The organism is Posidoniimonas polymericola (assembly GCF_007859935.1).
Classification (GTDB): domain Bacteria; phylum Planctomycetota; class Planctomycetia; order Pirellulales; family Lacipirellulaceae; genus Posidoniimonas; species Posidoniimonas polymericola.
The window spans coordinates 222390-248398 of the sequence record NZ_SJPO01000008.1; the positions used below are offsets into that span (position 1 = coordinate 222390).

The 26009-nt window shown below is 67.7% G+C and carries 15 protein-coding genes; 6 read left to right on the forward strand and 9 right to left on the reverse strand.

What is annotated here, in order from left to right; translation table 11 throughout:
- The first annotated feature begins 291 nt into the window (after positions 1 to 291).
- The gene (locus Pla123a_RS16935; protein ID WP_146589116.1) at positions 292 to 714 is read left to right on the forward strand and encodes a BlaI/MecI/CopY family transcriptional regulator; all 423 of its coding nucleotides are present in this window, start codon (positions 292 to 294) and stop codon (positions 712 to 714) included.
- A complete protein-coding gene (locus Pla123a_RS16940) occupies positions 711 to 5384 on the forward strand; it encodes a M56 family metallopeptidase (protein ID WP_146589119.1) in 4674 nt (1557 codons plus the stop codon). Before Pla123a_RS16935 ends, Pla123a_RS16940 begins: the two co-directional genes overlap by 4 nt.
- A gap of 702 nt (positions 5385 to 6086) precedes the next feature.
- On the opposite strand, the gene Pla123a_RS16945 is transcribed toward Pla123a_RS16940, so the two are convergent.
- The 5 genes from Pla123a_RS16945 to Pla123a_RS16965 form a co-directional block, all read right to left on the reverse strand.
- Positions 6087 to 8357 carry a glycoside hydrolase family 2 protein gene (locus Pla123a_RS16945; RefSeq protein ID WP_146589121.1) on the reverse strand — a complete coding sequence of 757 codons (2271 nt, stop codon included), beginning with the start codon at positions 8355 to 8357 and terminating at the stop codon, positions 6087 to 6089.
- A gap of 271 nt (positions 8358 to 8628) precedes the next feature.
- On the reverse strand, positions 8629 to 9003 hold the full coding sequence (locus Pla123a_RS16950; RefSeq protein WP_146589123.1) for a cupin domain-containing protein: 375 nt from the start codon (positions 9001 to 9003) through the stop codon (positions 8629 to 8631).
- Positions 9004 to 9145: 142 nt separating this feature from the next.
- Positions 9146 to 11389, reverse strand: coding sequence for a polyphosphate kinase 1 (gene ppk1, locus Pla123a_RS16955; protein WP_146589125.1), 2244 nt, complete (start codon positions 11387 to 11389; stop codon positions 9146 to 9148).
- 220 nt (positions 11390 to 11609) lie between these two features.
- Positions 11610 to 12089: a flavin reductase family protein gene (locus Pla123a_RS16960; RefSeq protein WP_146589127.1), complete on the reverse strand. Its 480-nt coding sequence runs from the start codon at positions 12087 to 12089 to the stop codon at positions 11610 to 11612.
- A 30-nt stretch (positions 12090 to 12119) separates the two neighbouring features.
- Positions 12120 to 12488, reverse strand: a complete 369-nt coding sequence (locus Pla123a_RS16965; RefSeq protein ID WP_197528063.1) for an MTH1187 family thiamine-binding protein — start codon at positions 12486 to 12488, stop codon at positions 12120 to 12122.
- A 200-nt stretch (positions 12489 to 12688) separates the two neighbouring features.
- Between Pla123a_RS16965 and Pla123a_RS16970 the strand changes: the two genes are divergently transcribed.
- Genes Pla123a_RS16970 through tsaD form a run of 3 tightly spaced genes read left to right on the forward strand, consistent with a single transcriptional unit; the run spans position 12689 to position 16104 of the window.
- Positions 12689 to 13759 carry a DUF1207 domain-containing protein gene (locus tag Pla123a_RS16970; RefSeq protein ID WP_197528064.1) on the forward strand — a complete coding sequence of 357 codons (1071 nt, stop codon included), beginning with the start codon at positions 12689 to 12691 and terminating at the stop codon, positions 13757 to 13759.
- Between the two features lie 51 nt (positions 13760 to 13810).
- The gene (locus tag Pla123a_RS16975) at positions 13811 to 15055 is read left to right on the forward strand and encodes a S41 family peptidase (protein WP_146589133.1); all 1245 of its coding nucleotides are present in this window, start codon (positions 13811 to 13813) and stop codon (positions 15053 to 15055) included.
- Positions 15055 to 16104 (forward strand): tRNA (adenosine(37)-N6)-threonylcarbamoyltransferase complex transferase subunit TsaD, encoded by a 1050-nt coding sequence (gene tsaD / locus Pla123a_RS16980; RefSeq protein ID WP_146589302.1) that lies wholly within the window; start codon positions 15055 to 15057, stop codon positions 16102 to 16104. The genes Pla123a_RS16975 and tsaD overlap by 1 nt, the downstream gene beginning before the upstream one ends.
- Positions 16105 to 16205: 101 nt before the next feature.
- On the opposite strand, the gene Pla123a_RS16985 is transcribed toward tsaD, so the two are convergent.
- From Pla123a_RS16985 to Pla123a_RS16995, 3 genes are all read right to left on the reverse strand, one after another.
- Entirely contained in the window at positions 16206 to 16733 is a 528-nt protein-coding gene (locus Pla123a_RS16985) for a hypothetical protein (RefSeq protein WP_146589134.1), read from the reverse strand.
- 511 nt (positions 16734 to 17244) lie between these two features.
- The gene (locus Pla123a_RS16990) at positions 17245 to 18438 is read right to left on the reverse strand and encodes a S1C family serine protease (RefSeq protein ID WP_146589136.1); all 1194 of its coding nucleotides are present in this window, start codon (positions 18436 to 18438) and stop codon (positions 17245 to 17247) included.
- A 154-nt stretch (positions 18439 to 18592) separates the two neighbouring features.
- Positions 18593 to 20515 carry an SLC13 family permease gene (locus Pla123a_RS16995; RefSeq protein ID WP_146589138.1) on the reverse strand — a complete coding sequence of 641 codons (1923 nt, stop codon included), beginning with the start codon at positions 20513 to 20515 and terminating at the stop codon, positions 18593 to 18595.
- 348 nt (positions 20516 to 20863) lie between these two features.
- Here Pla123a_RS16995 and Pla123a_RS17000 point away from each other — a divergent pair, with 348 nt between their 5' ends.
- On the forward strand, positions 20864 to 25036 hold the full coding sequence (locus tag Pla123a_RS17000) for a VWA domain-containing protein (protein ID WP_197528065.1): 4173 nt from the start codon (positions 20864 to 20866) through the stop codon (positions 25034 to 25036).
- Positions 25037 to 25166: 130 nt separating this feature from the next.
- Here the strand turns inward: Pla123a_RS17000 and rph are convergent, their stop codons facing one another.
- Entirely contained in the window at positions 25167 to 25898 is a 732-nt protein-coding gene (rph, locus tag Pla123a_RS17005; protein WP_146589141.1) for a ribonuclease PH, read from the reverse strand.
- Positions 25899 to 26009: the final 111 nt, after the last annotated feature.

Consider the following 26009-nt stretch of genomic DNA (forward strand, 5'->3'; position numbering starts at 1 on the left):
CCACGCCCTTGTCAGGGACGTGCCACCTGCGTACTGAGTAGTGGCGGTACTCGTCGGCGCGGCAGGTGGCACTGTCCAGCTTGCTGGCAGTGCGTGTTGGGTCTGCCGAACCGGGGGCCAACGCCCCGCTGCTGATGGGCCGGTCGCGGTGGTTGACCATCGTGCTCTAATCGGGGGCGACGCTCGCTCTTTTTTCTTGACAACTACTGGTCGACCCGTAATACTGCGTTCGCAATTACTGGTGGGCCAGTAATTCTGGATGGCACCCTTACCCCGACCGCGAGCCACGCCATGGCAGACAGCGTCCCGGACCCCTCGCAGCCCTCTCAACGCGAGCTCGAAGCGCTCAAGGTCCTGTGGGACCGCGGCGAGTCGACCGTCCGTGATATCGCGGACGAGATGACCCGCCACGGGCAGGATCTGGCTTACACCACCGTGCTCAGCCTGCTGCAGGTGATGGAGCAGAAGGGGTACGTCGCCCACCGGCGGGAGGGGAGGGCGTACCTGTACCGGGCGTTGCTCGAGCGGGCCCGCACGTTCCGCAACCTGGCAGGCGATTTTCTGCAGCGTGTTTTTGACGGCGCCGTCGACGAATACCTGGTGCACGCCCTCGAGGGCAAGAAGCTCTCGGCGAAAGAACTCGACGAGCTCGAGGCGATGATCGCCGAGGCCCGCAAGCAGAGCAAACCCGGCAGAAAGGGAGGCAAGCGATGATCCCCTCGGAATCACTCCTGCGTTGGCTGACCGACTTCCACCTCGCCTCGGCTGTGCTGCTGGCGGCGGGCCTCTTGGCGATGCGGCTGCTCCGCCAGCCCGCCTACCGGATTGCCGTTGCGTGGGCGGCCTGCGGTGCGATCGCCCTGGCGGGCGTGCTGTACGCCACGCCCGGCTGGTCGAGCGTCTCGTTGCTGACCGCTTGGGCAGAGGCGCCGGCGCCAACACCAATCCCGGAAACGCCTGTTCCGCCACCGCACGCGTTCCCGCCCGTTCAGCTCGCTAACTCAATGCCAAGCACGCCGCCCACGGGCGAGGTCGTGCCCCCGGTCCGCGCGGCGCGGGCTCGCGGATACAGCTTGAGTCTGCCGGACGTTCTCGCACTAACGGCGGTGAGCGGCGGCGCGTGTGTGCTGGCCTGGCTGACGATCGGCAGCCTCAGTGCGCGGCGGCTGGTCGCCGATGGTCGGGCCGCCGGTGACGCGCTCGATTCGATCGCCCGCGAACTGTGGGACACTGGCGCCCTGCCGCGGCTGCTGCTGCACGACCGGCTCGGATCGCCGGTCGCGCTCAACCTGCTGCGGCCGGTGGTGCTGCTGCCGGCGCGGTTGCGAGACGCGTCGACCGCCGTGCTGCGGCCGCTGCTCGCGCACGAGCTGGCCCACGTCCGCAACGGCGACCTGTGGCTGCTGGCCGCGCTGCGGACGCTGATGGTCGTGCTGTGGGCCAACCCGCTGTTCTGGTTGCTGCGTCGCGCGGTCCGCTTCAACCAGGAGCAACTCGCCGACGCCGCCGCTGCCGGCGAGGGCGACCGCCTAGCCTACGCCGAGCAGCTGGTCGAGTGGGCCCGCAGCTCTGCCCGCCCACCCCGCGTGGCGGGTGCGGTGGGGCTGTGGGAGGGCCGCTCGCAGGTCAAACGGCGCGTGGCGGCGTTGCTCGACTCGGGCGTGACGGTGCTGTCGGCCTGCGGAGTGCGCTGGCGGTGCGCTAGCGCCGCGACCTGTGTGGCGCTGGGCGTTGGGGTTTCGCTGCTGACCATGGCGCCGCCCTCGGCCGCCGACGAGCAGGCCGAGCAAGCAGCCGAAGAGCAAGACGATTCCAATGGCCTGACCTACCGCGGGACGGTCGTCAACAAGGACAACGGCGAGCCGATCGCGGGCGCCGAGGTGCTGGTGCGGCTGCGGACCTCGTCGCAGGACCCGTGGCCGCTGCTCGATGAAACCACCTACCGATCGGGCGAGGACGGCCGGTACGAGTTCACCATCACACCGGAACGCTTAGCGGACAAGTACCTCTACATCGAGGTCGAGGCGACCCACCCCGACTACGCGCGGAAGAGCCCTTCGGGCTACGCGCTGAGCATGATCCGCAAGAATCAGAAGCTCGGCGAGGAGCCGTTCTTTAGTCGCATCGAGCTGCACCCGGGCGAGCGGATCTCCGGGAAGCTGCTCCGCCCCGACGGTTCGCCTGCCGCGGCGGTGCGGGTACTGATCTACTCCAAGGCCCAGCCGCGTGACCTCCAAGAGTATGGATCGTTCGCCGACACGAAGACCGACGACCAGGGCCGATTCACCCTAAACGTATGCCGGGGAGGACCCGCGGTGCTGTGGTTCTTGCCTCAGGATCTGGCGCCCGAGACGCACTTGCTAGAGGCGTCTTCGGCTGATGAAGGAGAACCGGAGGGCGCCGAACAGGAGCGACTACTGAAACTGACTGGTGAGCAGACAGACCTGGGCCAGTTTAGCCTTTCCGCAGGACTGCGAATGCGGGGCCGTGTTTTGGACCAGGAAGGCGCCCCGGCGCCGGGCGTGTGGGTAAATGCCGAGCTGCGTAGCGGCCCCGCCAAGAAACCGATCCAGATGCCGGTCGCCGACTGCATCGATCGATCAGCGCTTACCAACGAGCAAGGCGAGTTCATCATGGCACCGCTGCCGCCGGGCGGGTACGAGGTCGTCCCCGCAGAACGCCCTGCAGAAAACCCGGACAGGACCCGTGAGGAGCGACCACTGCCGGCTACATTCCTGGTGCAGCAAGTGGAACTGAACGACAAGGCCGGCGCTGAGCCGATCGAACTGCGGGCCACAGAGACCGTGCACTTCCACACGCAGAACCTCGACAGCGACGGCAAACCCACCCGTGGGCACGGCTACTCGTTGGTCGGCTACGCGACCGAAGACCGCCAAGGGTTTTTTGCCCTGCACCCCAACCCCGACGCCAATGGCGAGATCGAGATTGACGTGCCCAAGGGCGCCTGGCACGTTGAGGTCCGGTTCATGACCAACGAGCACGGCGCGCTGCGTGTCCGGACCAAACAGGGCGGCCCGCTGTCCGGGAACCCAGAGCTCAAGTTCGATCGGCTCACCGAGGACATCGGGCCGATCGAGGTCGTGAAGTACACTGCGCCGATCCTTCTGGTCCGCGCTAGGGACCCCGAAGGTGGAGACCTCGAGGGCCTGCAGTGCGAGATCCACTACTCGAACGAAGCGGCAGGCACGGCGTCCACCTACACGCGTGGACATGATGTGCACATGGAGATTCAGGGCGATGGCGCCTGGCGGACGAGTCAGCTCCTGCCGGACGAGCCATTCGGGCTATCGGTCACGGCGCCCGGCTACGGGGTCGTCAAGAAGCAGTACGAGCTCAAAGAAGGCGAGACCAAGGAGGTCGAGATCGTGCTGCCCGCTGTCGCCGAAGACGGGAGAGAAGAGCCGCCGGCGGAGGACGCCGGTCAGCCTGACAACGCGGCTGCTTCCTTTGAAGACGGCGAATCAATGGCGGTCACCGGTGCGCTTCGTGCACTGCCGGACCCGGGCTATGCTGCCACGAGGCCGGGCGAGGCGAACACCATTGAGGTGAACTGCACGCGGGCCGACGGCGACCCGGTGAAAGGCGCCCAGGTCGTGCTTTACCGCTTCCGACCGGACGGCAAAGGGGCCGAGCAGGTCGGAACCATGGAGACGGACGCAGAAGGGCGTTGCCGTTGGGCCAATGTCGTCCCCGCCGAGGATGTCCCCGAGGAGTCGACAGGCTCGGGGCCGACCCCGCTGGTCTACGTGGTGACGGTCCGCGCGCCGGGACTGGCTTCAGAGGAGTCGATGATGGACGCCCGCACAATCGCAAGCGAGGGGCAGCGGATCGATCTGTCGATGCAGAAGGGCGCCGTGCTCCGTGGGGAGGTCGTCAACGAAGCCGGGCGTGCGGTGTCTGGGGCGCGTGTCTCGATGGACCAGCCTCGGGTTCCAGGTCTGGCAGAAATTCGATCCGCGACTACCGACGACCGCGGGCAGTTCGCGATCGACGACCTGCACGCCAGGGATTACGCGGCGCAACGCGCGCGTCAGGCCGACCAGCAGGCCGCCGCATTGGAGTCGGGTCAGGATGTATTGTTCGTCGAGATGGAACAACGCCTCGAGGTCTCGCACCCAGACTTCGCGGTAGGTCTGGCGCCGGTGGATCGGGTTCCGAGCAGCATGGACATTACCCTGCAACCAGCCGCGGTCATCACGGGGCGCGTTGTTGACGACGCGGGACGCCCGGTGGCCGGCGTCGCCGTAGTCCTGCAGACCCACCGAGCCGATGCGGAGGGCGCCGTCTTCTTGCCGCCGCCACGACACCGCCACGCCATGGTGCGCACGAATGCAGACGGCGAGTTCGAGTGCCGCGAGCTTCCGCCCGGCGCTTACACCGTTCGCGCCGATCTGGGCAATTGGGAAGAAAGCCTGCCGCCTCGCATTGCGGCAGCGGCGGTCGTGGTCGACGCTCAGAGTACCACGGAGCCCAACCGCACGCCGGACCTGCTCGTCACCAAGGGCCGGGTGATCACGGTGCAGCTCGTCGACGCCGAGAGCGGCGAGCCGTTGAGGACCGAGCAACCGATGCGGGCGGTCACTCGATTCCAGCCCGACGGCAGCGACCACTTTGGCCTCGGCCAACGCAGTGTAGAAATTAGCAAGCAGGGCCGGTTCCAGCTCCGCGTTACCGACGAGGCCGGGCGGCTCATGTTAGCTAATCTCGGCCCTAACCGCGATTGGAGTGGAGTTGCAGAGTGGGCGCCGGGAGCAGCGGTCCCCGCGGCGGCGGGAGAAGCGGACGACCCGGTATCCTACCCCGTGGCACGCCGTGAGCTCACCGTCGAAGAGAGGGTCTCCGAGGCTATGAGGTTTGATCTCCACGGAGACCGCGGAGAAGCAATCAAGCGGCTCAACGTGTTGGCGGAAGAGTCGCCCAATAGCTGGTCCGTGGTGTGGGCGAAGGCCCGCTTGGATCAGGACGCGGGACGCTACGCCGACGCGATCGCTGGATGGGGCAAGTCGATCGCTATGCCCGCGCTTCCCAAGTATCCAGCCCTCAATAACCTAGCGCACTTGCTCGCTTCCGCTCCGCAGCAGGAGCTCCGTGATGGGCGCCGGGCGATTGAGTTGTCGCAGCAGGCGTTGGCGGAAATTGACGCCCTCATGCCGGAGGAACGCGGGCACAGTCCTTCCCGCGATGCGGTGGTTTCAGAGGTGCTCGACACGCTCGCCGCGGCGTACGCCGAGGTCGGCGAATTCGACCGGGCGGTCGAAACGCAGCAGCGGGCCATCGAGCTCGCGAACCCAAGAGAGCTGCCTAAGCTCCGCGAGCGGCTCGAGCTGTACCAGCGGCGCGAGCCGTATCGCATGAAGCAATAGGCAAGCGTCGTGGCAGGGTGGCACGTCCCTGAAAGGGCGTGGGGGCGCCGGTGGTGATTCACCACGCCCTTGTCAGGGCGTGCCACCCAAGGCGGGACGATGGGCAGGCGAGGTGTTGGCCATCAGCCGGCACGCGTTAGCGTCCGGTTTGTTGGCTCGGTTTGAGGGTTTGAACCGGGGGCCAAGGCCCCGTGGCTGATGGCCCTCACGGTGGGGGACCACCGTGCCACAATCGGGGGCTGGCGCCGATTTCTTTGTTGAGAATTAGCTTTCCGCGCGTTCCAATAGAGAGACGCAGCAGAATGCCGTTCGCGCGCTCAGCCGCTGCCGGTGGAAGCCGGCAGTCTTAGTGGCTGCTGCGCGCTCCAAGCAACAGGCCATGTGAGCGGGGCTGCCCTCCGGCTTTCGCTGGAGCTTGCTACAGGTGAGGGCAGGGCAGAGGAACGCGCCGGGGTTTTGTCCCCTCCGCTAGATTTTTCGGACTAAACGCGACGCGGGAGGGAAAGCTTACGGAGACTGCTATAGCAGGACGAAACACGTGTGGGAGCGGGTTCTTGCTCGCCGGTGCAGGCGGTTGTGCGGGACAAAACCTATCGGACAAAAATCAGGGGAACGCAGGGCGCAAGAAAAGCGGCCCGGGGCGCCGAAGCACGCCCGAGCCGCTGTCGCGGGGGGATCGTTACGGAGCTTTGCAGGGGCCCGCTATTGGCGGTCCTTCAGCAGCTCCTTGTGCAGCTTGGCGAGCTCCTCGGCCGGGAACTTGATTTCCTTACGGTCGTAGGTCACCAGGCCGTTGATCTCGTTCTCGACGTCGGTCGTCTGGGTGTAGACGGCGCCGGCGATGCCGCGGCCGCGCATCTCGATCAGCTTGTCGAGCGAACGCTCGTACCGCTGCTTGTACTCCTGCTTGTCCTTCGGCAGACCGCCGTAGCCCCAGTTGCGGCGCGACTCGTCCCACATGTGGCCCTTGACCGGCCAGCCGTGGCCGCCGAACTCGCCCACCACCTTTACGAACGGGTCGAGCCGACGCTGCTGGAACGGGAAGGCCGGGTCGGGGTAAGCGTGCTGATCGGCGATGTCGCCTACCGGCCAGAAGTTGCCGCCGCTGGCGATATTGACCAGCCGCGACGGGTCACGCTTCGCGGTCCACTTGCCGACCTCGACCGTGCGGTGCTGGCCCCAGGCCTCGTTGAAGGGGACCCACACCACGATCGAGGGGTGGCTCTCGAGCGAGTCGATCATGCCGTCGAGCTCCGTCATGTACTGCTGGTGCGCCTCGGCCGGCCATTGGGCGTCGTTCGGGTTAGGACGCATGCGGGTCCACTGCGGGCTGCGGCCGCCGCTGACCTGGTCCTGCCACAGCATCACGCCGAGGCGGTCGCAGTGGTAGTAGTACCGCCGCGGCTCGACCTTGATGTGCTTGCGGATCATGTTGAAGCCGGCCGCCTTGAGGTACTCGACATCCCACAGCATGGCCTCGTCCGACGGCGGGGTCAGCAGACCGTCCGGCCACCAGCCCTGATCGAGAGGACCCCAGTGGAAGATTTCCTTGCCGTTGAGCATCAGCCGCCAGGCGCCGTCGGCGTCCTGCTGCTTCGTGACGTCGCGGATGCCGGCGTACGACTTGACCGAGTCGCCCTCGCCGCCGTCGGCGGCGGCGAGCGTGACCTCGAGGTCGTACAGGTGCGGCGAGTCGGGCGACCACAGCTTGGCGTCGGCGACCGTGAGGGTGATGACCTCGCCCGGCTTGCCCTCGCCCCGGGCGACCACGCCGCCGCCGTCCTTGACGACCACCTGGGCCGACTTGGCGTCACTGCCGGCGGCGTCGACCACGCAGGTGATCTGGCCCGCCTCGGCGTCGGAATCGAGGGTCAGGTCGGCGACGTACGCGCCCGAGACCTGCTCGAGCCAGACGGTCTGCCAGATCCCCGACACGCGGGTGTACCAGATGCCGTTGGGGTTGCGGACCTGCTTGCCGCGGAGCTGCCACTCCTCGGTGGCGTCCTCGACCCGCACGACCAGCGTGTTCTCGCCGTCGGTCAACGCGTCGGAGACGTCGAGCGTGAACGGCAGGTTGCCGCCCTGGTGGCCGCCGACCGACTTGCCGTTGACCAGCACCTCGCAGCGGTAGTCGACCGCCTCGAAGTTCAAGAGCGTCCGTTCGCCCTTGCTGTCTGGGGTGAACGTGCGGTGGTACCAGAGGGCCTGGTCCTCGTAGAGCAGGCGCTCGACGCCGCCGAGCTTCGACTCCAGGCAGAACGGCACCAGGATCTTGCCGTCCCACTTCTCGGGGGTGGTCTGCTGGTCGATCGGCGTGATGGCGTAGTCCCACTTACCATTGAGGTTCTGCCAGCTGCTGCGCTCGAGCTGGGGCCGCGGGTACTCGGTCCACGCGTTCTCGGGGGTCACCTCGGCGCCCCACTTGGTGATCAGGTCCGATCCCTTGGGGTGCTCCTTGCGCGGCGGCTGCGGCAGGTCGAGCTGGTCGCCCTTGTTCATGACGTGTGCGTCGATGAACTGACCGCCGCCGTTGTTGTTGGTGCAGTGGATGGCGATCACGTTCTTGCCCGCCTTCAGCGCCGACGCGGCGTCGGCGTTGATCGGCCGCACCACGTACTCAACCGTGTTGCCCTTGAGCTCCGCGGCGAGCTTGCCGTTGACGTAGATCTCGGCGTTGTCGTCGTGGTGGACGAACAGCACGGGCTCGGCGGGGACCTTGTCGAGCTTGATCTCCTTGCGGACCCAGATGGCGGGCGCGAGCCACTCGGTGCCTACCCGAGCGCCCGGCGTGCCCTCCGAGCCGAAGCCGGCCTTGCCCTCCTTCCACGACGAGTCGTCGAAGCCGGGCGCCTGCCAGCCTGCGGCGGGCGCGTCGGTCAGGTAGCGGGCGTCGTCGACGATGTCGATTGCCTGCACGCTGAAGGCGGCGCTGGCGAGTGCGATGGTAACTAAGAAGGTGAGTCCGCGCTGCATCTCTAGTTGCTCCCGGGATCAACAGGCGGGTTCCAGGCCGCCGAGTGTGTGAGTCGTCAGGGAGCCAGTATGCGCAGCTTAAACACCGCTTGGAAAGCGAAGAAAATCTTTCCGCATTCTGTCGAGAATCTCGTTCAGATTTGGCGACCCAACCGCCATATACAAGAACGGGGGTGATCCTGTAGCAGTGGGCGCGGGGCGTAGCGCCCGCCGCACCTGCACGGTCCACTATTGGGTTGGAGAGCAGCTCCGTGCAACCGCCGCCGTGTCGCTACCCGCCCGCTCCGTCTGGATCGCGGTGCACCGTGTCGGGCGAGAACGCCGGCAGGCAGACCGCGATGTACTCGGTGGGCAGGTCGGGCGTGCTGTAGCGGATCCACTCGCCTGCCTTGGTGACGATTGCCTGGCCGGCCCGGACGACCTGCGTGGTCTCCTGGCTCTCAACGTGCAGCTCGCCGGCGAGCACAACGGTGTACTCGTCGAACTCGGGGGTCTGCCCCGGCTCGCTCCAGCCTTGGGGGCTGAGCATGCGGGCGATGCTGATCGAGTCGTCGCCGGAGTTCACGCGGCCGATGAACTCGTCGATCAGCTTTGGGGGGTGACCGGCGGCCTCGATGCGTGAGGGGGTCGCGATGAGCTTGGGCATGGGGCGCGTGCTTGTGGTTCTGGCAGGCGGGTCGCGCCGCCGGACCGGGTTCGGTGTAGAAATTGGCTCAGCCTGGTTGCGAACAAGCAGACCAGAGAACGCCGCGCTTTGCAAACGGGCCGCGGGGGATCGAACGCAGGCGCTACTCCGACTTCGAACGCCGCTTAGGGCCGGGACGCTTCGGAGCCGAGCTCTTGGCGGTGGGGCGTTTGCGGGTGTCGGGCTTCTTCTCCCGCCGGGCCGGCGGCCCGTTGCTGCCCGCAACGGCCAGGCTGCTGGACGGGTTTGGCAGCGGCGTGCCGCTCGCCAGGGCGAGCAGCTCCTGCTGGCTGCGGTGCAGCGGTTCCCCCTCGTCCGGCGTCACGCGGACGAACGTCCCCTCGGGTTGCAGCACGCGGGCGCGTTGGTTGTCGCGGAGGTAGATCGGGATGATCTCCTCGAGGATGCGCTGGCGGAGGGGGGGCGCCTCGACCGGGAACATCACCTCGACGCGGCGGTTGAAGTTCCGCGGCATCCAGTCGGCGCTGCTGCAGTAAACCTCCGCCTGATCGCCGACGCCGAACACCATGATGCGGCTGTGCTCGAGGAAGCGGTCGACGATGCTGCGGACGCGGATGTTGTCCGACACGCCGGGCTCGCCCGGCCGCAGGCAGCAGATGCCGCGGATCACCAGGTCGACCTGTACGCCGGCCTGGCTGGCGCGGTACAGGGCGTTGATCGTTTCGCGGTCGACCAGCGAGTTGAACTTGCCGAAGATGCGGGCCTTCTTGCCGGCGGCGGCGCGCTGGGTCTGGTTCTCGATCAGCTCGAGCGTGCGGCGGTGCAGGTCCTGAGGCGCCGAGACCAGCTTCTGCCACTCGTTGCGTTGCGAGTAGCCGGTGAGGAAGTTGAACAACGCCGCGACGTCTTCGGTCAGCGCCTTGTCGGCGGTGAACAGGCCGATGTCGGTGTAGAGCCTGGCGGTGGTGGGGTTGTAGTTGCCGGTTCCGAGGTGCGCGTACTGCCGGACCCGCTTGCCCCCCTCGTGGCGGACCACCAGGGCCAGCTTGCTGTGGGTCTTGAGGTCCATGAACCCGAACACCACGTGCACGCCGGCCCGCTCCATGCGGCGGGCCCACGAGATGTTGGCGGCCTCGTCGAAGCGGGCCTTGAGCTCGACCACCGCGGTGACGTGCTTGCCGGCTTCGGCGGCCTCGATCAGCGCGCTGATGATCGGGCTGTCACCGCTGGTGCGGTAGAGTGTCTGCTTGATGGCCAGCACGTTCGGGTCGACCGCCGCTTGCTGGATGAACCTCACGACCGGCTGGAACGACTCGAACGGGTGGTGCAGCAGCACGTCTTCCTTGCTAATGGCGGCGAACATGTCGCCGCCCAGCTGCGGCGGCATCCGCGGCGTGAACGTTGGGTCGCGGAGGTCCGGGCGGTCGAGCAGGCCGCCGAGCTCAAACAGCGAGGTCATGTCAAGCGGGCCGTCGATCGAGTAGACCTCGTCGTAGTCCTGCGGGTCGTCGGAGCGGCCGCGCTTGATTTCTTCTTCGGCCGCCAGCATGTTGACCAGCGACGCGTCCATCGCGGCCGAGGCCTCGAGCCGCACGGCCTCGCTGCGCTGCCGCGCGCGGAGCCGGGTCTCGATGGCGCGGAGCATGTCGTCGCCCTCCTCATCGAGGAGGTCGATGTCCATGTCGCGGGTCATGCGGAAGGCGCCGCACTTGTTGAGGTCGTAGCCGCCGAACAGGTCGGTCAGCCGGTTCGCGACAATGTCCTCTAGCAGCACAAAGTCGGAGCCGCCGTTCGGGTCGAGCGGAACGTAGCGCGGCAGCACCTGCGGCAGCTGAACCACCGCGAACAATTTCTCGGGGCCGATGCCCCGGTAGCGGTTGAGGGTCGCCGCCAGGTACAGGCCGCGGTTGTGGAAGCGGGGGCTGGGGTGCGCCGGGTCGATCGCCATCGGCGTCAGCACCGGGAACACCCTTTGGCGGAAGAACTTGTCGAGCTGCTTGACCTGCCCCGACTCGAGGTCGGCCTCCTTGTGCAGGCGGATCCCCTCGGCGGCCAGCGCCGGAGCGATTGACTGGTTCCAGCAGTCGTACTGCCGCTCGACGAGCTGGCGGGTGCGGTAGGCGATCTGCTGCAGCTGCACGATAGGGCTGGTGCCGTCGGTCGGCGGGTCCTGCGGGGCGCCGGCCGAGAACGCCTGCTCGCGGAGGCCGGCCACGCGGACCATGAAGAACTCGTCCAGGTTGGACGAAAAGATCGCCAGGAACTTGGCCCGCTCGAGCAGTGGGTTGCTCTCGTCCTGGGCCTCCTCCAGCACCCGCGCATTAAAGTCCAACCAGCTCAATTCGCGGTTGATGAAGTGCTCGGGCAGGAAATCGGGTTCGGACATGGCAGGCTCCTACCAGTGTAGTGCGCGTCCGTGCCTGGGTGGTGATAAACGGGCTATTTTAGGCCGGATGTGCGGATTATGCAGCTATTGCGCGGGGCTTCAGCCCAGCCCTAGGGTGAGAGCCGGCCGGCGCCTTCCCGGCGTCGGGACGCGGGAGACCGGGACGCGCCGCTTCGGGACGATGCGGGCGTACCTCGGGAACTAGCGTTCGAGGGCGCTCTTAGTAGTGGCTGCCGCTGTTGCGGATGTGCACCATTGGCGCAAGCTCTTCATCCGACAGCGCTCCGCGGACTACCTCGGCGATGAAGATCCGGTGGTCGCCCGAGTCGACGTGGCTGCGGGGTTCGCACTGCAGGTGGCCGAGCGACTTGCGGAGGATCGGCACGCCGCGCGGGCAGGTCACGGTGTCGACGCCCTCGAACGCCGGCGTGCCTGGCTCGAAGCCCTTGCCGAAGTGCTTGAGGTGGATGCCCTGCGACTGGCCGACCAAGTTGAGGTTGAAGGGCTGGCCGTCGGTGATCCAGTCGGCGACGTAGCGGCCCTGCTTGATCGCTACGCTCACCATCGGGGGCTCGAAGCCGGCCTGCATGACCCAGCTGGCGAGCATGCCGGTCGCCTTGTCTTCGGTCCCAATAGTCAAGATGGAGATCCCGCTGGGCAGCTTGCCCATGATGCGGTCGATGCCTTCACGCTGCGGCATGGTGGTGCTTTCCGTCGTTGCTGTGCCGGGCTAGCCGGGTTGGTTCTTGTTGGCTGCGAGTTTGGTCTCGACGCTAGCGACCTTGCCGCGGATGCGTCCGCTGGCGCCGGCGCGGTGGTCGAGCTTGACGCTAGCAGTGACGCGGTCGGAGTGCCGTGACATCAAGTCTACGCACTGCTGAATGATCGCCAAGAGCTGCGGCAGCTCGCCCTCGACAACGGTGCCCATCGCGTTGAGCTCGTAGTCCAGGCCCGACTGGGCGATGACGTCCACGCACTGCGCGACGTACTGGCTGACGCTCTCGCCCTGGCCCAATGGCACGACGCTCAGTTCCATCAACACCATCGTGGAGTCCACCCGTTGCTCGACCGCATTGCACCGCTCTCTCGCGGCGTCCATCCTACCTGCTAGCGGCGCCAGCGTCGACGCCGCAGGCATCCCGCATCGGATGCCTGACAACCAGTTCAGCTATTGTAACCACCCGCCGTGAGCCGACTATTGGACTATTGCGGCCCCGCTGTTTCCGCTACCTTCCCCGCCCTACCGCTCTCGGGTCGTCACACCCTACTGAGCGGGACCCAGCCCCGTCACAACGACGCATGTGGTACGCACTCACAAGACCGGTAACCCTTGCCCTGATCGCGGCTGCGCTGGCGGTCGGTGCGGCGGCCGTGGCGGCGACGCCCCCGGTTGATCCTTTCTTGCAGAGCACCGCGTTCACGCAGCCGAGCGGCAGCGCGGTCGGCATCTCCGATTTTGTCATCCTCGACGACGCCCCGCGCGTCGCCCAGCAGGCTTTGCCCGCGAGCCGCGAGGTGGGCGAAATTGTCCTCGCTAGCGACTACTGTTACGACAGCTACGGGTCGTGCACGCCCTCGCACTACGGCCGCCAAAGCGGCTGCTGGACCTGGCAGAGCATGCCCGACACGCTGATCTGGCACTCGTTCCTGGCCGGCCCCCGCGAGCCGCGCATCGGCACCAAGTTTATGAACGTGTCGGGCACGGCAGAGCACGGCCAGAACCTGTGGGACGCCACGGTAGGCGGGCGCCGCGGCGTGATCCGCTACGGGGACAACGACCCGTTGCGGCCGCAGGGCTGGCAGCTCGATATCGAGGGCGCCGCGTTGGTCCGCCTGAACCTCGACGAGGAACGCGACGTCGAGTCGTCGGACTTCCGCTTCGGCGTCCCATTGACCTACGGCAGCGGCGACTTCCAGTTCAAGACCGGCTACTACCACCTCAGCTCGCATCTGGGCGACGAGTACCAGGTCCGAAACCCGACGGTCGATCGGATCAACTACGTGCGGGACGCCATCATGCTGGGCGTCTCGTACAACCCGACCCCAGACTGGCGACTGTACGGAGAGACCGCCTACGCGTTCTTCACCGCCGGCGGGGCCGAGCCGTGGGAGTTCCAGTTTGGCGTGGAGTACTCGCAGGCGGGCCCGACCGGGTTCTCCGGCACGCCGTTCTTCGCGACCAACGCCCACCTGCGGCAGGAGCTCGACTTCGGCGGCGACTGGACCACCCACATGGGATGGCTGTGGCGCAACTGCACCGGCAACACCATGCGGCTGGGCCTGCACTACATGAACGGCAAGAGCACCCAGTACCAGTTCCTCAACAACTTCGAGGAACAGGCCGGCGTCGGGCTCTGGTACGACTATTGATCACGCCCGCGGCGCCTTCCTTCCCCGGCCCGATGGCTTAGACTGTCTGGCATGGGAAACCTCCGCCTGACGCCGCTGCTGCTCTGCCTGTCCGTCATGCCCGGCCTGGCCTATCGTGTCGGGGCGGCCGAACGGGCAAGTCCCGGGGTCGATCAAGCGACCCAGCGCGACTACCTGCGGCGCTACGGCGAACTTGCGGAGGTCGTGACCCAGATCGAACTGAATGCGGCCACGCCGGTCGACCGCGACCGCCTGTTCGACGCCGCGATCCGCGGCATGCTGGCCGAGCTCGACCCGTACTCGACCTACCTCCCGTCGGAAACGTTCCAGCAGCTGCAGAGGCTTGCTGAAGAAAGCCGGCCGACCGCCGGCGTCGAGTTTGCGATTGAGGACGGCCGGCTCGCGGTGCTGGGCGTCCGCGCCGGTTCGGCCGCTGAGGACGCCGGCCTGCAGCCGGGCGAGCGGGTCGTGGCGATCAACGGTCGGTCGACCGAACGCATGACGCTTGCTCAGGCCGACGAACTCGCCGCGGCCGGGGAGGTCCGGCTGACCCTCGCGGGCGACCCACCGGGCGACTCCCGCACTGTGCTCCTCGAATCGAGACGGCTCACCGCGCCTACCGTGTCGGGCGTGCGGATGGTCGATCCCGGCATTGCCTATGCACGGATCGGCTCGTTCAACGCCAACACGGCCGGCGAGCTCCGCGACGCTCTCCGGAAGATGCGGTCCGAGGGCGCTGCGTCCCTGGTGCTCGACCTGCGTTTCAACCCCGGTGGCCTGCTCGAAGCCGCGGTGGACGTCGCGGATCTGTTCCTTGAGCAGGGCGAGATCGTCTCGGTTGTGGGTCGTAATGGCGAGCCCCGAGTGCTGTCCGCCGGCGACGGCCAGGCGGCTGAAGGCGTGGCGGTGGTCGTGTTGGTCAACCGCTACAGCGCCAGCGCAAGCGAGGTCGTCGCCGCGGCCCTGCAGGACCACGGCCGGGCGACGTTGGTCGGGGAGCGGACCTTCGGCAAGGGGAGCGTGCAGAGCGTGATCGCGCTCGACGAGGGACGCAGCGGGATGAAGCTCACGACCGCCGCCTACCGCCGCCCCAGCGGGGCCAACATCCACCGCTTCGCCGACGCGACCGAGAGCGACGTCTGGGGGGTGTCGCCCATTGAGCAGAACACTGTAGCCCTGACAGCCGACCAGGCGCGGCGGCTGCACGCCGCGTGGGGCCGGGGCGAACGCCCCAACGCCGACCCCCAGCTGGCGCGGGCGATCGAACAACTACGCGTGAGCAGCCAGGCCGAATGATGAAGCTGCTGTGCATTGAGTCGACCTGCGACGAGACCGCCGCGGCCGTTGTGACCGGCGAGCTCGAGGTGCTCTCGTCGGTGGTCGCGTCGCAGGAAAAGCTGCACGAGCGGTTCGGTGGCGTGGTGCCGGAGATCGCGTCCCGCGCGCACGTCGAACGCATCCTGCCGGTCATCGATCAGACGCTCGCGCGCGCCGGGCTGGGGCTCGCCGATCTCGACGCCGTGGCGGTCGCCAACACGCCGGGTCTGTCGGGGTCGCTGCTGGTCGGCGTGGTCGCCGCCAAGACGCTGTGCGCGGCTACCGGGCTGCCGCTGATCGCGATCAACCACCTGCAGGCGCACGTCTACGCCTGCCGGATGGCGGCCGGCGAGAACGTGTTCCCCTGTGTCGGCATGATCGTCAGCGGCGGGCACTCGAACCTTTACCGCTGCGACGCCCCGACCGACTTCACGCTCCTCGGCGCCACGATCGACGACGCCGCCGGCGAGGCCTTCGACAAGGTAGCCAGCCTGCTGGGCCTCCCGTACCCGGGCGGCCCCTCCATCCAGAAGGCGGCCGAGCAGGGCGACCCAAAACGCTACAACTTCCCCCGCCCGCTGCTGAGGGACGACCGCCTAGCGTTCAGCTTCAGCGGGCTGAAGACTGCCGTGCGGTACCAGCTGATCGGACCCGGCAAGGCCCAAAGAACCGGGCCACAGAACGCCGAGCCCGCGAACGGCGAGACCCCGATGCTCTCCAAGCAGGAGGTCGCCGATGTGGCGGCCTCGTTCCAGGCGGCGGTCATCGACTGCCTGGCCGGCAAGGCCGAGCAGGCGATGCGGACGACGGGCTTCGACACGCTGTGCGTCGGCGGCGGGGTCGCCGCTAACAAGCCGTTCCGCGAGCGGCTCGAGGCCGACGCCACGCGGGGCGGCTGGAGGCTGCACGTGCCGCCGTTGTCGCTCTGCACCGACAACGCGGTGATGGGCGCGATCGCGGTCGAGCGCTACCGCGCGGGCAAGTTCGCCCCGCTTGATCTCGACATTGCGCCGGGCCTGGAACGCTAGCCGAGAGGGTCGGCTCGTGGGCCGCGCGGGAACGAAAAAAAGGCGGCCCCCACGAATGAGGGCCGCCTTTGTGTGTTTCAACTACCGGAAGCTGCGGCGGGCTAGAAGCCTTTCTGGCAGCTCGGGCAGTAAGAGTTGTCGCGGTAGACCGGCTGCTCGTACTGCATCACGGGCTGGGCCTCGTAGATCACGTTCGACGACTCGGTCGACGGACGCATCACGATGTGACGCTGCGGCTGCTCGCCCGCCTGGTACTTAGCGAGCGAAGACTTCCAGGAGTCCGCGCTGATCTTGCCCTGGTGGGTGTGCAGCACGACCGCGCCCGACTTGTCGACAAACGCAACGTGCGGGAAGCTCTTGGCGCCAAACGCCTTGGCGACCTTCTGCCCGTACTCGGTGCTCGCGTCAACGCGGCACAGGTCGTACTTGCTGAGGGTCTTGTCGTCCTTGTCGGACAGCAGCTTCGCGTCGACTTCTTCACCGGGCTTGTCGAGGATTACCAGCAGGGGGCGGTCGTCCGCGCGGACCTGCTCGAGGGCCTTGCCGTAGTCGGACTCCCACTGCGGGGCTTCAACGGCCGACGGCGCAACCGCCGCTGCAATCGCCAAGGTAAACAAGCTCGTAAGCATCTTCCAAACTCCTTTTGATTGTCGGCGACCAGTGGCGACGCTGGGCAGCAACACGCGCCCTGCCGGCAAGCGGAGAGCGAGCGCCCTGGTAGACTCGACGGGGATGGCCGGGGCACGCGTTGGTGAGCGTCTGGTCAGGGGACCGCGACGACTCTGCGTGGGCCGAACGGCCGAACAGGTGGGATGGTTGCCGGAGGGACCGTCAGTCCGACGGCCTCAATAGGTGCGGATCAAAAGTTGGACTGCGTGTGGATCGGAATCTAACGGACAGGCAGCGCAGTGCAAGGGGGCGGGGGCGGTCGACAAAGCCGATTTCGCGGATTGGGTCAAGATCGACCAGCCGAGCAAATTGCCGTCCGGTGAGTCCCCAATCGATTAAACCGTGTGGGATCAACGGTTTGCAGCCGCTTCGGCGGACGCTGTGAGGCGGCGCGTTTCGGTTGCCTGAAATTCCCGCCGCCAGAATAACAACGGGAAGTTTAGCTGCTTTGGGCGGATTGAGTCGTCCGCCCTAGGTCGCGCCGAGGCGCAACGAGACGTCCAGGCGGCGGCCCTCGCGGATCACGGTGACGGGCACTTCGTCGCCCGGCGAGAAGCGATCGATGGCCTCCAGGAACTGCTCCGCCGATTGGACCGGCGCGCCGTCGATTGCGACAATGCTGTCCGCGTAAGAGCGGTCAATGCGAGTGTCGATGTAGCGCACGGCGCCCTGGCGGCGTTCACGCCGCACGATCCGGAAGCCACGCAGCCCCGCCTGGTCGGCCGGCCCGTTGGGGCGCAACCGCGCGATCGTTAGGCCGTTGTTGGTGACCATCAGGTCGATGATGCCGTGGTCGGGCCGGACCACCTTGCCGTGCTCGATCAGCTCGGGGAGGAAGCGGCGGACGCGGTTCACGGGGATCGCGAAGCCGACGCCGGAGTTCTGGCCCGACTTCGAGGCGATCGCCACATTCATGCCGATCATCCGCGCGCGGCTGTCGAGCAGCGGGCCGCCGGAGTTGCCGGGATTCATCGCCGCGTCGGTCTGGATCATCGACGTCATGCTGCGGTTGCTGACTCGGCTCGGCAGCGAGCGGTTGAGGCTCGAGACGATGCCGGTGGTGAGCGTGCCTTCCAGGCCGAACGGGTTGCCCACGGCGAAGGCCTTCTGGCCGACCCGCAGGTCGTCGGACGTGCCCATCTCGATCGGCACGAGCCGGTCGGCGGGGGCGTCGATCTTGAGGACGGCCATGTCGTACTCGGCGTCGGCGCCGACGAGTTGGGCCTCGTAGGTTTCGCCGTTGGAGAGCGTGACCTGGATCTCCGCGGCGCCCTCGATGACGTGGTTGTTCGTCAGGATGTGACCCTGGCGGTCGATGATCGAGCCGGATCCAGAGCCCTGCGCGTGCTGCACGCCGAAGAAGCGGTCGGCCTGCATGGTGCTGGTCGTGATGTTGACCACCGCCTGCTGGGCGACCTCGTAGACGCGGATGTTTGCCAGTTCCTCGGGCGTCAGGGCGAGGGGCGGCTGGCGCTGCTGCGGACGCGCGTTGGCTTGGTTCACGGCGTACGCCGAGTGGGGCTCGGAGAGGGTCGTCTGGGCGTACGCCGGCGTTTCGACCGACGGCAACTCGACGCGGCCCGCCATCAGCGCGGCGCCGATAACGGCCCCCGCCAGGGTGCAGAGGACGCAGGTCAGCGTGGTGCGGTTGCGGAGTGAGTGCATGGTTCCGATAGGGTTCTAAAGTTGGCTGGCGGGCCCGGCGTGAGCCGCTGCGCGGCACGCGCCAGCGGTCCGATTACTGGTTCTTTAGATGTACGATGATGCCCCCGCTATCGTTCGCGGGCAAGATCGTTTTGCCGCGGGATCCCCGCGGGTGCTAGCCGAGCGGCCAGATCAGCGGGATCAGCGTCAGGGCGACCACCGCGCACAGTAGCGTCAGCGGCCCGCCGACCCGCAGGTAGTCCCGCGGGTGGTACCCGCCGGGGCCCATCACCATCAGGTTGGTCTGGTAGCCGATCGGCGTGGCGAAGCTGAGCGACGCGGCGATCGCCACCGCCATTATGAACGGCCGCGGGTTGAGGTCGCCCGCCACCGCGACGCTAATTGCCAGTGGGATCATGATGGTCGCCACGGCCACGTTGGTGATGGCCTCGGTCATGAGCATCGACACCACGTACACGACCACTAGCAGCGCGAGCGGCGCGGAGCCCGGCGGCAGCGGCGCGGCCTGGGTCCAGCCAACCAGCCCGTGGGCGATCCAGCTCGCGGCGCCGCTCTTCTCTAACCCCTGCCCCAATCCGATGGCGGCCGCGATCGTAATCAGGACCTGCAGGTCGATCGCCGCGCGGGCCTGGGAGCCCGACAGGCAGCGGGTGACAATCATCGCCAGCACGACCGCGATCGCGGCGATCGGCTTCGCGTCGCTCGCCAGCAGGGTGCCGGTTGGAACGGGGCCAAGGTGCGTGACGCTGCCCAAAAGCGACGACGCCATCAGCCAGCCTATCAGCAGCAGGAACAGCCCCACGGCGATCATCGCCCGGTCGTGCCGGCGGGCGGACGAGCCGCCGATTTGGCTCACGAGGTAGAAGTCGCGGTTGTTGCGGTGCTGCTCGACAAAGTCGTCGCGCGTCTGCAGCAGGAGCGTGTCGCCCGGCTCCAGGCGGATGTTGCCGATCTTGTTGGTCAGGCGCTCGCCGTTGCGGTGGACGGCCACGATCGCCGCGTTGTAGCGTTCGCGGAAGTTAGCGTCGCGGACCGTGGAGCCGATGATCGGCGACGTGCGCGACAGCACCGCCTCGGTGAGCTGTCGGCGGGTGCGCTTCTCCGGCTCGTGCTCGTAGGTCTCGTCGACCGCCGGCACCAGGCCGGAAACCCGTTCGAGGTCGGCGATGGTCTCGACGACGCCGGTGAACACCATGCGGTCATTCGCCTGAATCACGTCGCGTGGCGTAACGGGTGTGATCACCTGGTCCCGCCGCGCAATCTCGATCAGGAACAAGCCGGGCAGGCTACGCAGGCCGGCGTCCTCCACCGACTTGCCGATCAGCGGGCAGTGGTCCTGCGCTACGAGCTCCACCAGGTACTCGCGTCGGCGGTCGGCCAAAGAAGTGGAGGGCTCCAAACGGTTGGGCAGCAGCCACCGCCCGACCGTTAGCACGTACGCGACGCCGATTAGCATCACCGGCAGGCCAACCCAGGTGATCTCGAGCAGGCCAATGTCCGACATTTGGGCCTGGAGACCCGGGACACTTTCCCACGCCTTTTTGCTCTCGCCCAGCTTGGCGTTGCAGACCAGGGTCGTGCTGGTGCCGATCACGGTGACCACGCCGCCGAGGATCGTGAAATAGGAGAGCGGCATCAGCAACCGCGACGGCGACACCTCTCGCTTGCGGCACCAGTCGATCACCACGGGCGCGAACATCGCAACCAGCGGGGTGTTAAGGACGACCGCAGAGATCGGCGCGACCAACGCCAGGCGGAACAGGGCGCCCCGCTCGGTGGTCGCACGGCCGAGCAGCGTCTGGCCGATCCAGTCGAGGGCGCCGGTAGTCCGCAGGCCTGCCGCCGCGGCGAACAGCGCCCCGATCAGGATCACCGCCCGCTCCGAGAAGCCAGACAACGCCGTTGTGGGGGGGATGACCCCCGCCAACGTAATCACCGCAAGCCCGCTGAGGAACAACAGCTCGACCGGCACCCGCCGCACCTGGAGCCCCAGGAAGACCAGAAAGGTCACCAGGATCGCGAGCCCCCCCTGCCAAGTCAGGGCCGGCTGCTGGGCGATCAGGAGGGCTGCAAGCATGGGAGGTGGGCGCCCGCAGGGCAGGGGGCGTGCAAAGGCTATCCCGCCGACGTGCGGCGGAGGAGAGGCGCGTATCCGGTTTTATTCGGCTCCCAGGCGGGTTGGCCGAGCAATAATTGAGTACCGAGCCGCCGAGTGACAGGGGGTGCTCACCCTACAATCCGCACGACTGGACCCTTGAAAATAGGGGAAAGTTATGGCGTCGAGGAGTTGGCCCGGATAAACTGGGGATATCTGGCTAAATGCACAGAGTCAGCCAATTTACGCGGTCGCCTCGCTTCGGAACAGAGCGGTCGCTGATTTGAGTTACGCAATCGGAGCGCCTGTTCGATGGCCCACGAGTTCATGATGAAACTTCTTACACGCTACCCGCTCGCCCTCGCCGCCACGTTTGCCGTGCTGCTGCCCAGTGGGGCCTCGGCTGGTCAGGTTGGTCCTGTCGGCGTGTTCCACCACGACAGCGGCGAAACCTACTTCTCCGCCAGCCTGACAGCAGACCTTGGATCGGCCGATGCCGACCGGATCGCGGGCCGCAATATCGCTGTGCTGTTCGACACCTCGGCCAGCCAGACCGGCGCCTACCGCGAGACCTCCCTCGCAGCGCTCAAGGGCATGCTCGCCAAGCTGCGTGCCGAGGACCGCGTGCAGCTGTTCGCGACCGACCTGGAAGCCCGCCCGATGGGGACGCGATTCGCCCCCGCCGGCAGCAACGACCTGAAGGCCGCGGTCGCGAAGCTTGAGAACGAAACACCGCTCGGCTCGACCGACCTCGAGCTGGCCCTGAGCACCGCCGCCCAGCGGCTGGACGAGTCGGGCGCCTCGAACCGCGTGGTGGTCTACATCGGCGACGGCGTCAGCGCCGCCAACCTGTTGCGTGGCGAGTCGTTCGCCAAGCTGATCGACCACCTCCGCGACGAGCGCGTCTCGGTAACGAGCTACGCCATCGGCCCCCAGCGGGACGCCGAGCTGCTGGCCGCGATCGCCAACGGCACCGGCGGCAACCTGTACGTCGACGGCGAGATGGCCCTGGCCGATGACGCCGAGGGGATCACCGTCGACCGCGCCAACGAAGAGAACCACCGCCGCGGAACCCAGGTCGGCCGCACGCTGGCCAGCTGGGTCCGGGCGACTGTCGCCTGGCCGGCCGACGCCAAGGCGGGCGACTCGGTCGCCGAAATGTACCCCGCCCAGCTCCCGCCGCTCCGCTCCGACCGCGACACCATTGTGGTGGGCCGCCTAGAGAACGGAGCCAGTGAGCTTTCGATCAGCGCCTCGCTGCAGGCCGCCGGCGGCGCCCGTCCCGAGTCGTGGAGCCACGAGCTCCCCGAGTCGAGCGAGACCAACGCCTACCTCGCCCAGCTGGTTGACCGCGCCCGGTCGGACCGGGGCGCCAGCCTGCCGACGCTCGGCGTGGCGGGCCTGAACGAAGTCGCCCGCACGATCAACACCGGCGTCGAGAAGCTCACCGACATGGCCGAGGCCGCGGTCGCCACCGGCGACTCGTCGAGCGCCGGTCAGATCGCCGACGCCGTGCTGCGTCGCGACCCGGGCAACATGCGGGCCCAGACCGTCAAACGCGTTGTGGCCCGCCGCACCGGCGAGACCGAAGAGCCAACCGACAGCCGTGCCGACCTGAACATGGTCCGCGTCGCCCAGCTTGAAAACGTCCCGACCCCGGCGCCCGGCGACCCGATCATTGTCTACGAGGGCGAGCAGCAGGACATTTTCCCCTCCGACGGCGGCGTCTACTACGACCCCAGCGGCCTGCCGCCGGCCGATGTCGTCCGCGACGACGAGTTCCTCAGCAATGTCGAGCGGCAGAACCGCGTGATGGCCCGCCAGCTCGAGAAAGAAGTGCAGGTCGCGATCTCCGAGGCCCGCGACGTGATGTCCGGCTCGCCCCAGGACGCCATCCAGTCGCTCAAGCTGATGATGCAGAGCGTGCAGAACGCCCCCGAGCTGCTGGCCGACGTCCGCGCCAGCCTGAACGACCGCCTCGAGACGGCCCTCCGCCAGGCGTCCCGCGCCGCGTCCATCAAGGACGAGCTCGACCGCCAGTCTGAGGAAGCGATTGCCGCCGCCCGCGAGCGGCAGCTGCTGCTCGACCGGATGGAGCAGAGCCGCGAGCGCGAGAAGCAACTGATGGACCGGTTCAACGCCCTGATGGACGAGAGCCAGTACGCCCAGGCGGAAGAGGTCGCGGAGATCGTTCGCGAGCTCGACCCCCTCGGCGTCACCCCGGTTGCCGCCGACCAGTGGGCCGCGTTGAGCCGCTACCACTACCAGGTCCAGCAGCTGCGGGCGCAGAAGGCCAAGATGTTCATGGAGACCCTCTATCAGGTCGAGGCGGCCTCGATCCCGTTCCCGGGCGAGCCCCCGATCGTCTACCCGGACGCCGAATTCTGGCGTGAGATCACGATGCGTCGCAAGCAGTACGAGTCGGTCGGGATCACCGGCGAGAGCGACTCCGAGCAGCGCATCACCGAGGCGCTCTCCTCGCCGCTCACCAGCCAGGGCCTCGACTTCCTTGACATCCCGCTGGAAGAGGTCGTCGACTTCCTCCGCAATGAGTACGAGATCGAGATCCAGCTCGACGAGACCGCGCTGGACGACCTCGGCATCGGCACCGACGAGCCGGTCACGGTTAGCCTCCGCAACATCTCTCTCCGCAGCGCGCTGCGGCTGATGCTCAAGCAGCTCGAGCTCACCTACGTGATCGCCGATGAGGTGCTGCTGATCACCACTGAAGAAGAAGCCGAAACCCGGCTGACCGTCCGCGTCTACAACGTCGGCGACCTGGTCATCGACAAGACGCCGATCCAGTCGTTCGGCGGCGGCGGCGGCTTCGGCGGCGGTGGCGGCGGTATGGGCGGTGGCGGCGGCGGCCTCGGTGGCGGCGGTGGTGGCCTCGGCGGCGGTGGCGGTGGCGGCGGCTTCGGCGGCGGTGGCGGCGGCGCCTTCAGCGTCCCCGACGAGCTGGTCCTCACCAAGAACGGAGGACGGCTGAGCCTCGGCCCGGCGACCCCCGTGCAGACCGCCCCGGCGGCGGCTGCGGAACCGCAGGCCAAGACCCGCCCGGCCAAGGCGAGCGTCATCAAGATCGACGAATCGGTACCCGCCGACGAGTTCTGGTCGGCCTACTTTGCGGACGGCGTCCAGGACCCGATCGCGGTCCGGGCGACCTCGCGTCAGCTGATGAAGAAGGGCGACAGCGCCGGCGTCATCGCGATGATCCAAAACGCCCTGCGTCACGGTCAGCCTCAGCCCTGGATGTACGAGGCCCTTGGCATCGCGATGCAGGTCAACGGCAACTCGCCGCACGACGTCGAGCGGGCGATCATGTCGGCCGTCGACTTCAGCTCCACGGCGGAAGACCTGATGCTGATCTCACACTACCTGATGAAGCTCGAGCTGGACGGCCGCGCCATCCAGGTCCTCAAGCAAGTAGTCAAGGTCGACCCGAGCCTCCACGAGGCGTACCTGCTCGGCATGCGTGCGGCCGAGCGGACCAGCGACCTCGACGGGCTCCGCTGGGCGACCACCGGCATCCTCGGTCGCGCCTGGCCCGAAGACAAGCTGGGCGTCGAGGACTCGGCCCGCCGGCTGGCCAACGCCACGCTCCGCCGGCTCGAGGAAGAGGGACGCATCACCGAGCGTGACGCGTACCGTGAAGAGCTGATGACCGCGATGCAGCGTGACTGCGTGATCCGCGTCACCTGGACCGGCGACGCCGATGTCGACCTGCTGGTCGAAGAGCCGGACGGCTCGATCTGCTCGAGCGCCAACCCCCGCACCCCGGGCGGCGGCGTCATGCTGGGCGACGCGTTCGCCACGGCGGACGGCCCCGGCGCCAAGGGCTTCTCCGAGACCTACCTTTGCCCCCGTGGCTTCTCCGGCGAGTACCAGGCCGTGGTCCGCCGCGTCTGGGGCGACGTCACCGCCGGCGTCGTGACGGTGGACGTCTACACCGGGTACGGGAGCGAAAACCAGAAGCACGAGCGTGGCCAGATCAAGGTCGGCAAGGACGCCTCGGCAGTGAAGTTTGAACTCGCCAACGGCCGCCGCGCCGAGCGGGTCGACGAGCAGCAACTCGCCAACGCCATCAACCGCCAGCAGGCGGTCGGCCGGGCGGTGCTGGCTCAGCAGCTTGGTTCGATGTCCGACCCCCGCGTCACGGCCCTGCGGCCGGACGACCGCGAGCGGATCCGCCGGCGTCAGCTGGCGGGCAACCGCGGCGGGGCGGTCGGCTTCCAGCCGCAGATCACCGTCCTGCCTGACGGCACGCAGTTTACGGTCAACGCGGTCACGACCGCCGACCGCCGCTACGTGATTGTCCGCCCGTCGCCGTCGTTCACGTCGATCTCGGACGTCAACACGTTCACGTTCGCGGGCGCCTCGCAGCAGAACGACCAGAACCAGGACAACAACGACGACAACGAGGCTAACCCCAACACTGTGCTGCTGGGTCGCCGTGGCGCGTTGGTTCAGGCGGTCGACGACAACAACAATAACAACAACTAGCCAAGCGGCTGGTTGATTGCGAGAGCAACTAGCGGCGCCGATCGCCCGTGCGATCGGCGCCGCTTTCTATTGGCAGGACCGGCTATGGGCCAGATCGGTTCCGGGCAGGGTCGGTTCTGGGCAGGGCCCGCTATTGGCAGGGCCAGGCCGGGCCGAGCGCCTCGCGCTGCAGCTCGGTGAGGCGCGTCGTCCCCAGCGAGGCGGCGGCGATCAGCTGCTGCAGCTCGGCCGCGGAGAAGGTCGCCTCTTCGCCGGTCCCCTGCACCTCGACGAACCGCCCGCGGCCGGTCATCACGACGTTCATGTCGACCGCCGCGGCGTAGTCCTGCTCGTAGTTGAGGTCGAGCTGCACGGCGCCGTCGACGATCCCGACGCTCACCGCCGCGACGCTGGCGCGGAACACCTTGCTTAGCTCGGGCGGGTCGACCTCGATCGAACGCACCGCGTCGACCAAGGCGACAAACGCGCCCGTGATGCTGGCGGTGCGGGTGCCGCCGTCGGCCCGGATGACGTCGCAGTCGACCGTGATCGATCGTTCGCCGAGCGCCCCGAGGTCGACCACCGCCCGCAGGCTGCGGCCGATCAGCCGCTGGATCTCGGTGGTGCGCCCGTCGACTTTTTGGCGGTCGCGTGGCTTGCGGGGCGAGGTGCTGCCCGGCAGCATGTTGTACTCGGCCGTGACCCAGCCCTTGCCGCGTCCGGCGAGCCACGGCGGCACGTCCGCCGCCACGCTGGCGGTGCACAGCACCATCGTCTGGCCGGCGTGGATCATCACGCTGCCGGCGGCGTTGGAGGCGAACGGGCGTTCTAGCCGGAGGGGGCGGAGCTCGTCGGCCGCCCGGGGTTTGTCTGGGGTGCTCATGCCGGCAGCATAGCTGCCGGCCGGGCCCAGTGGAACCGAGCCAGCAGCGGCAAAACCCGCGGCGCGAGCCAACTCGAGGGCCGTGGTGTCTGTGCCTCCACGGGCGGCGCC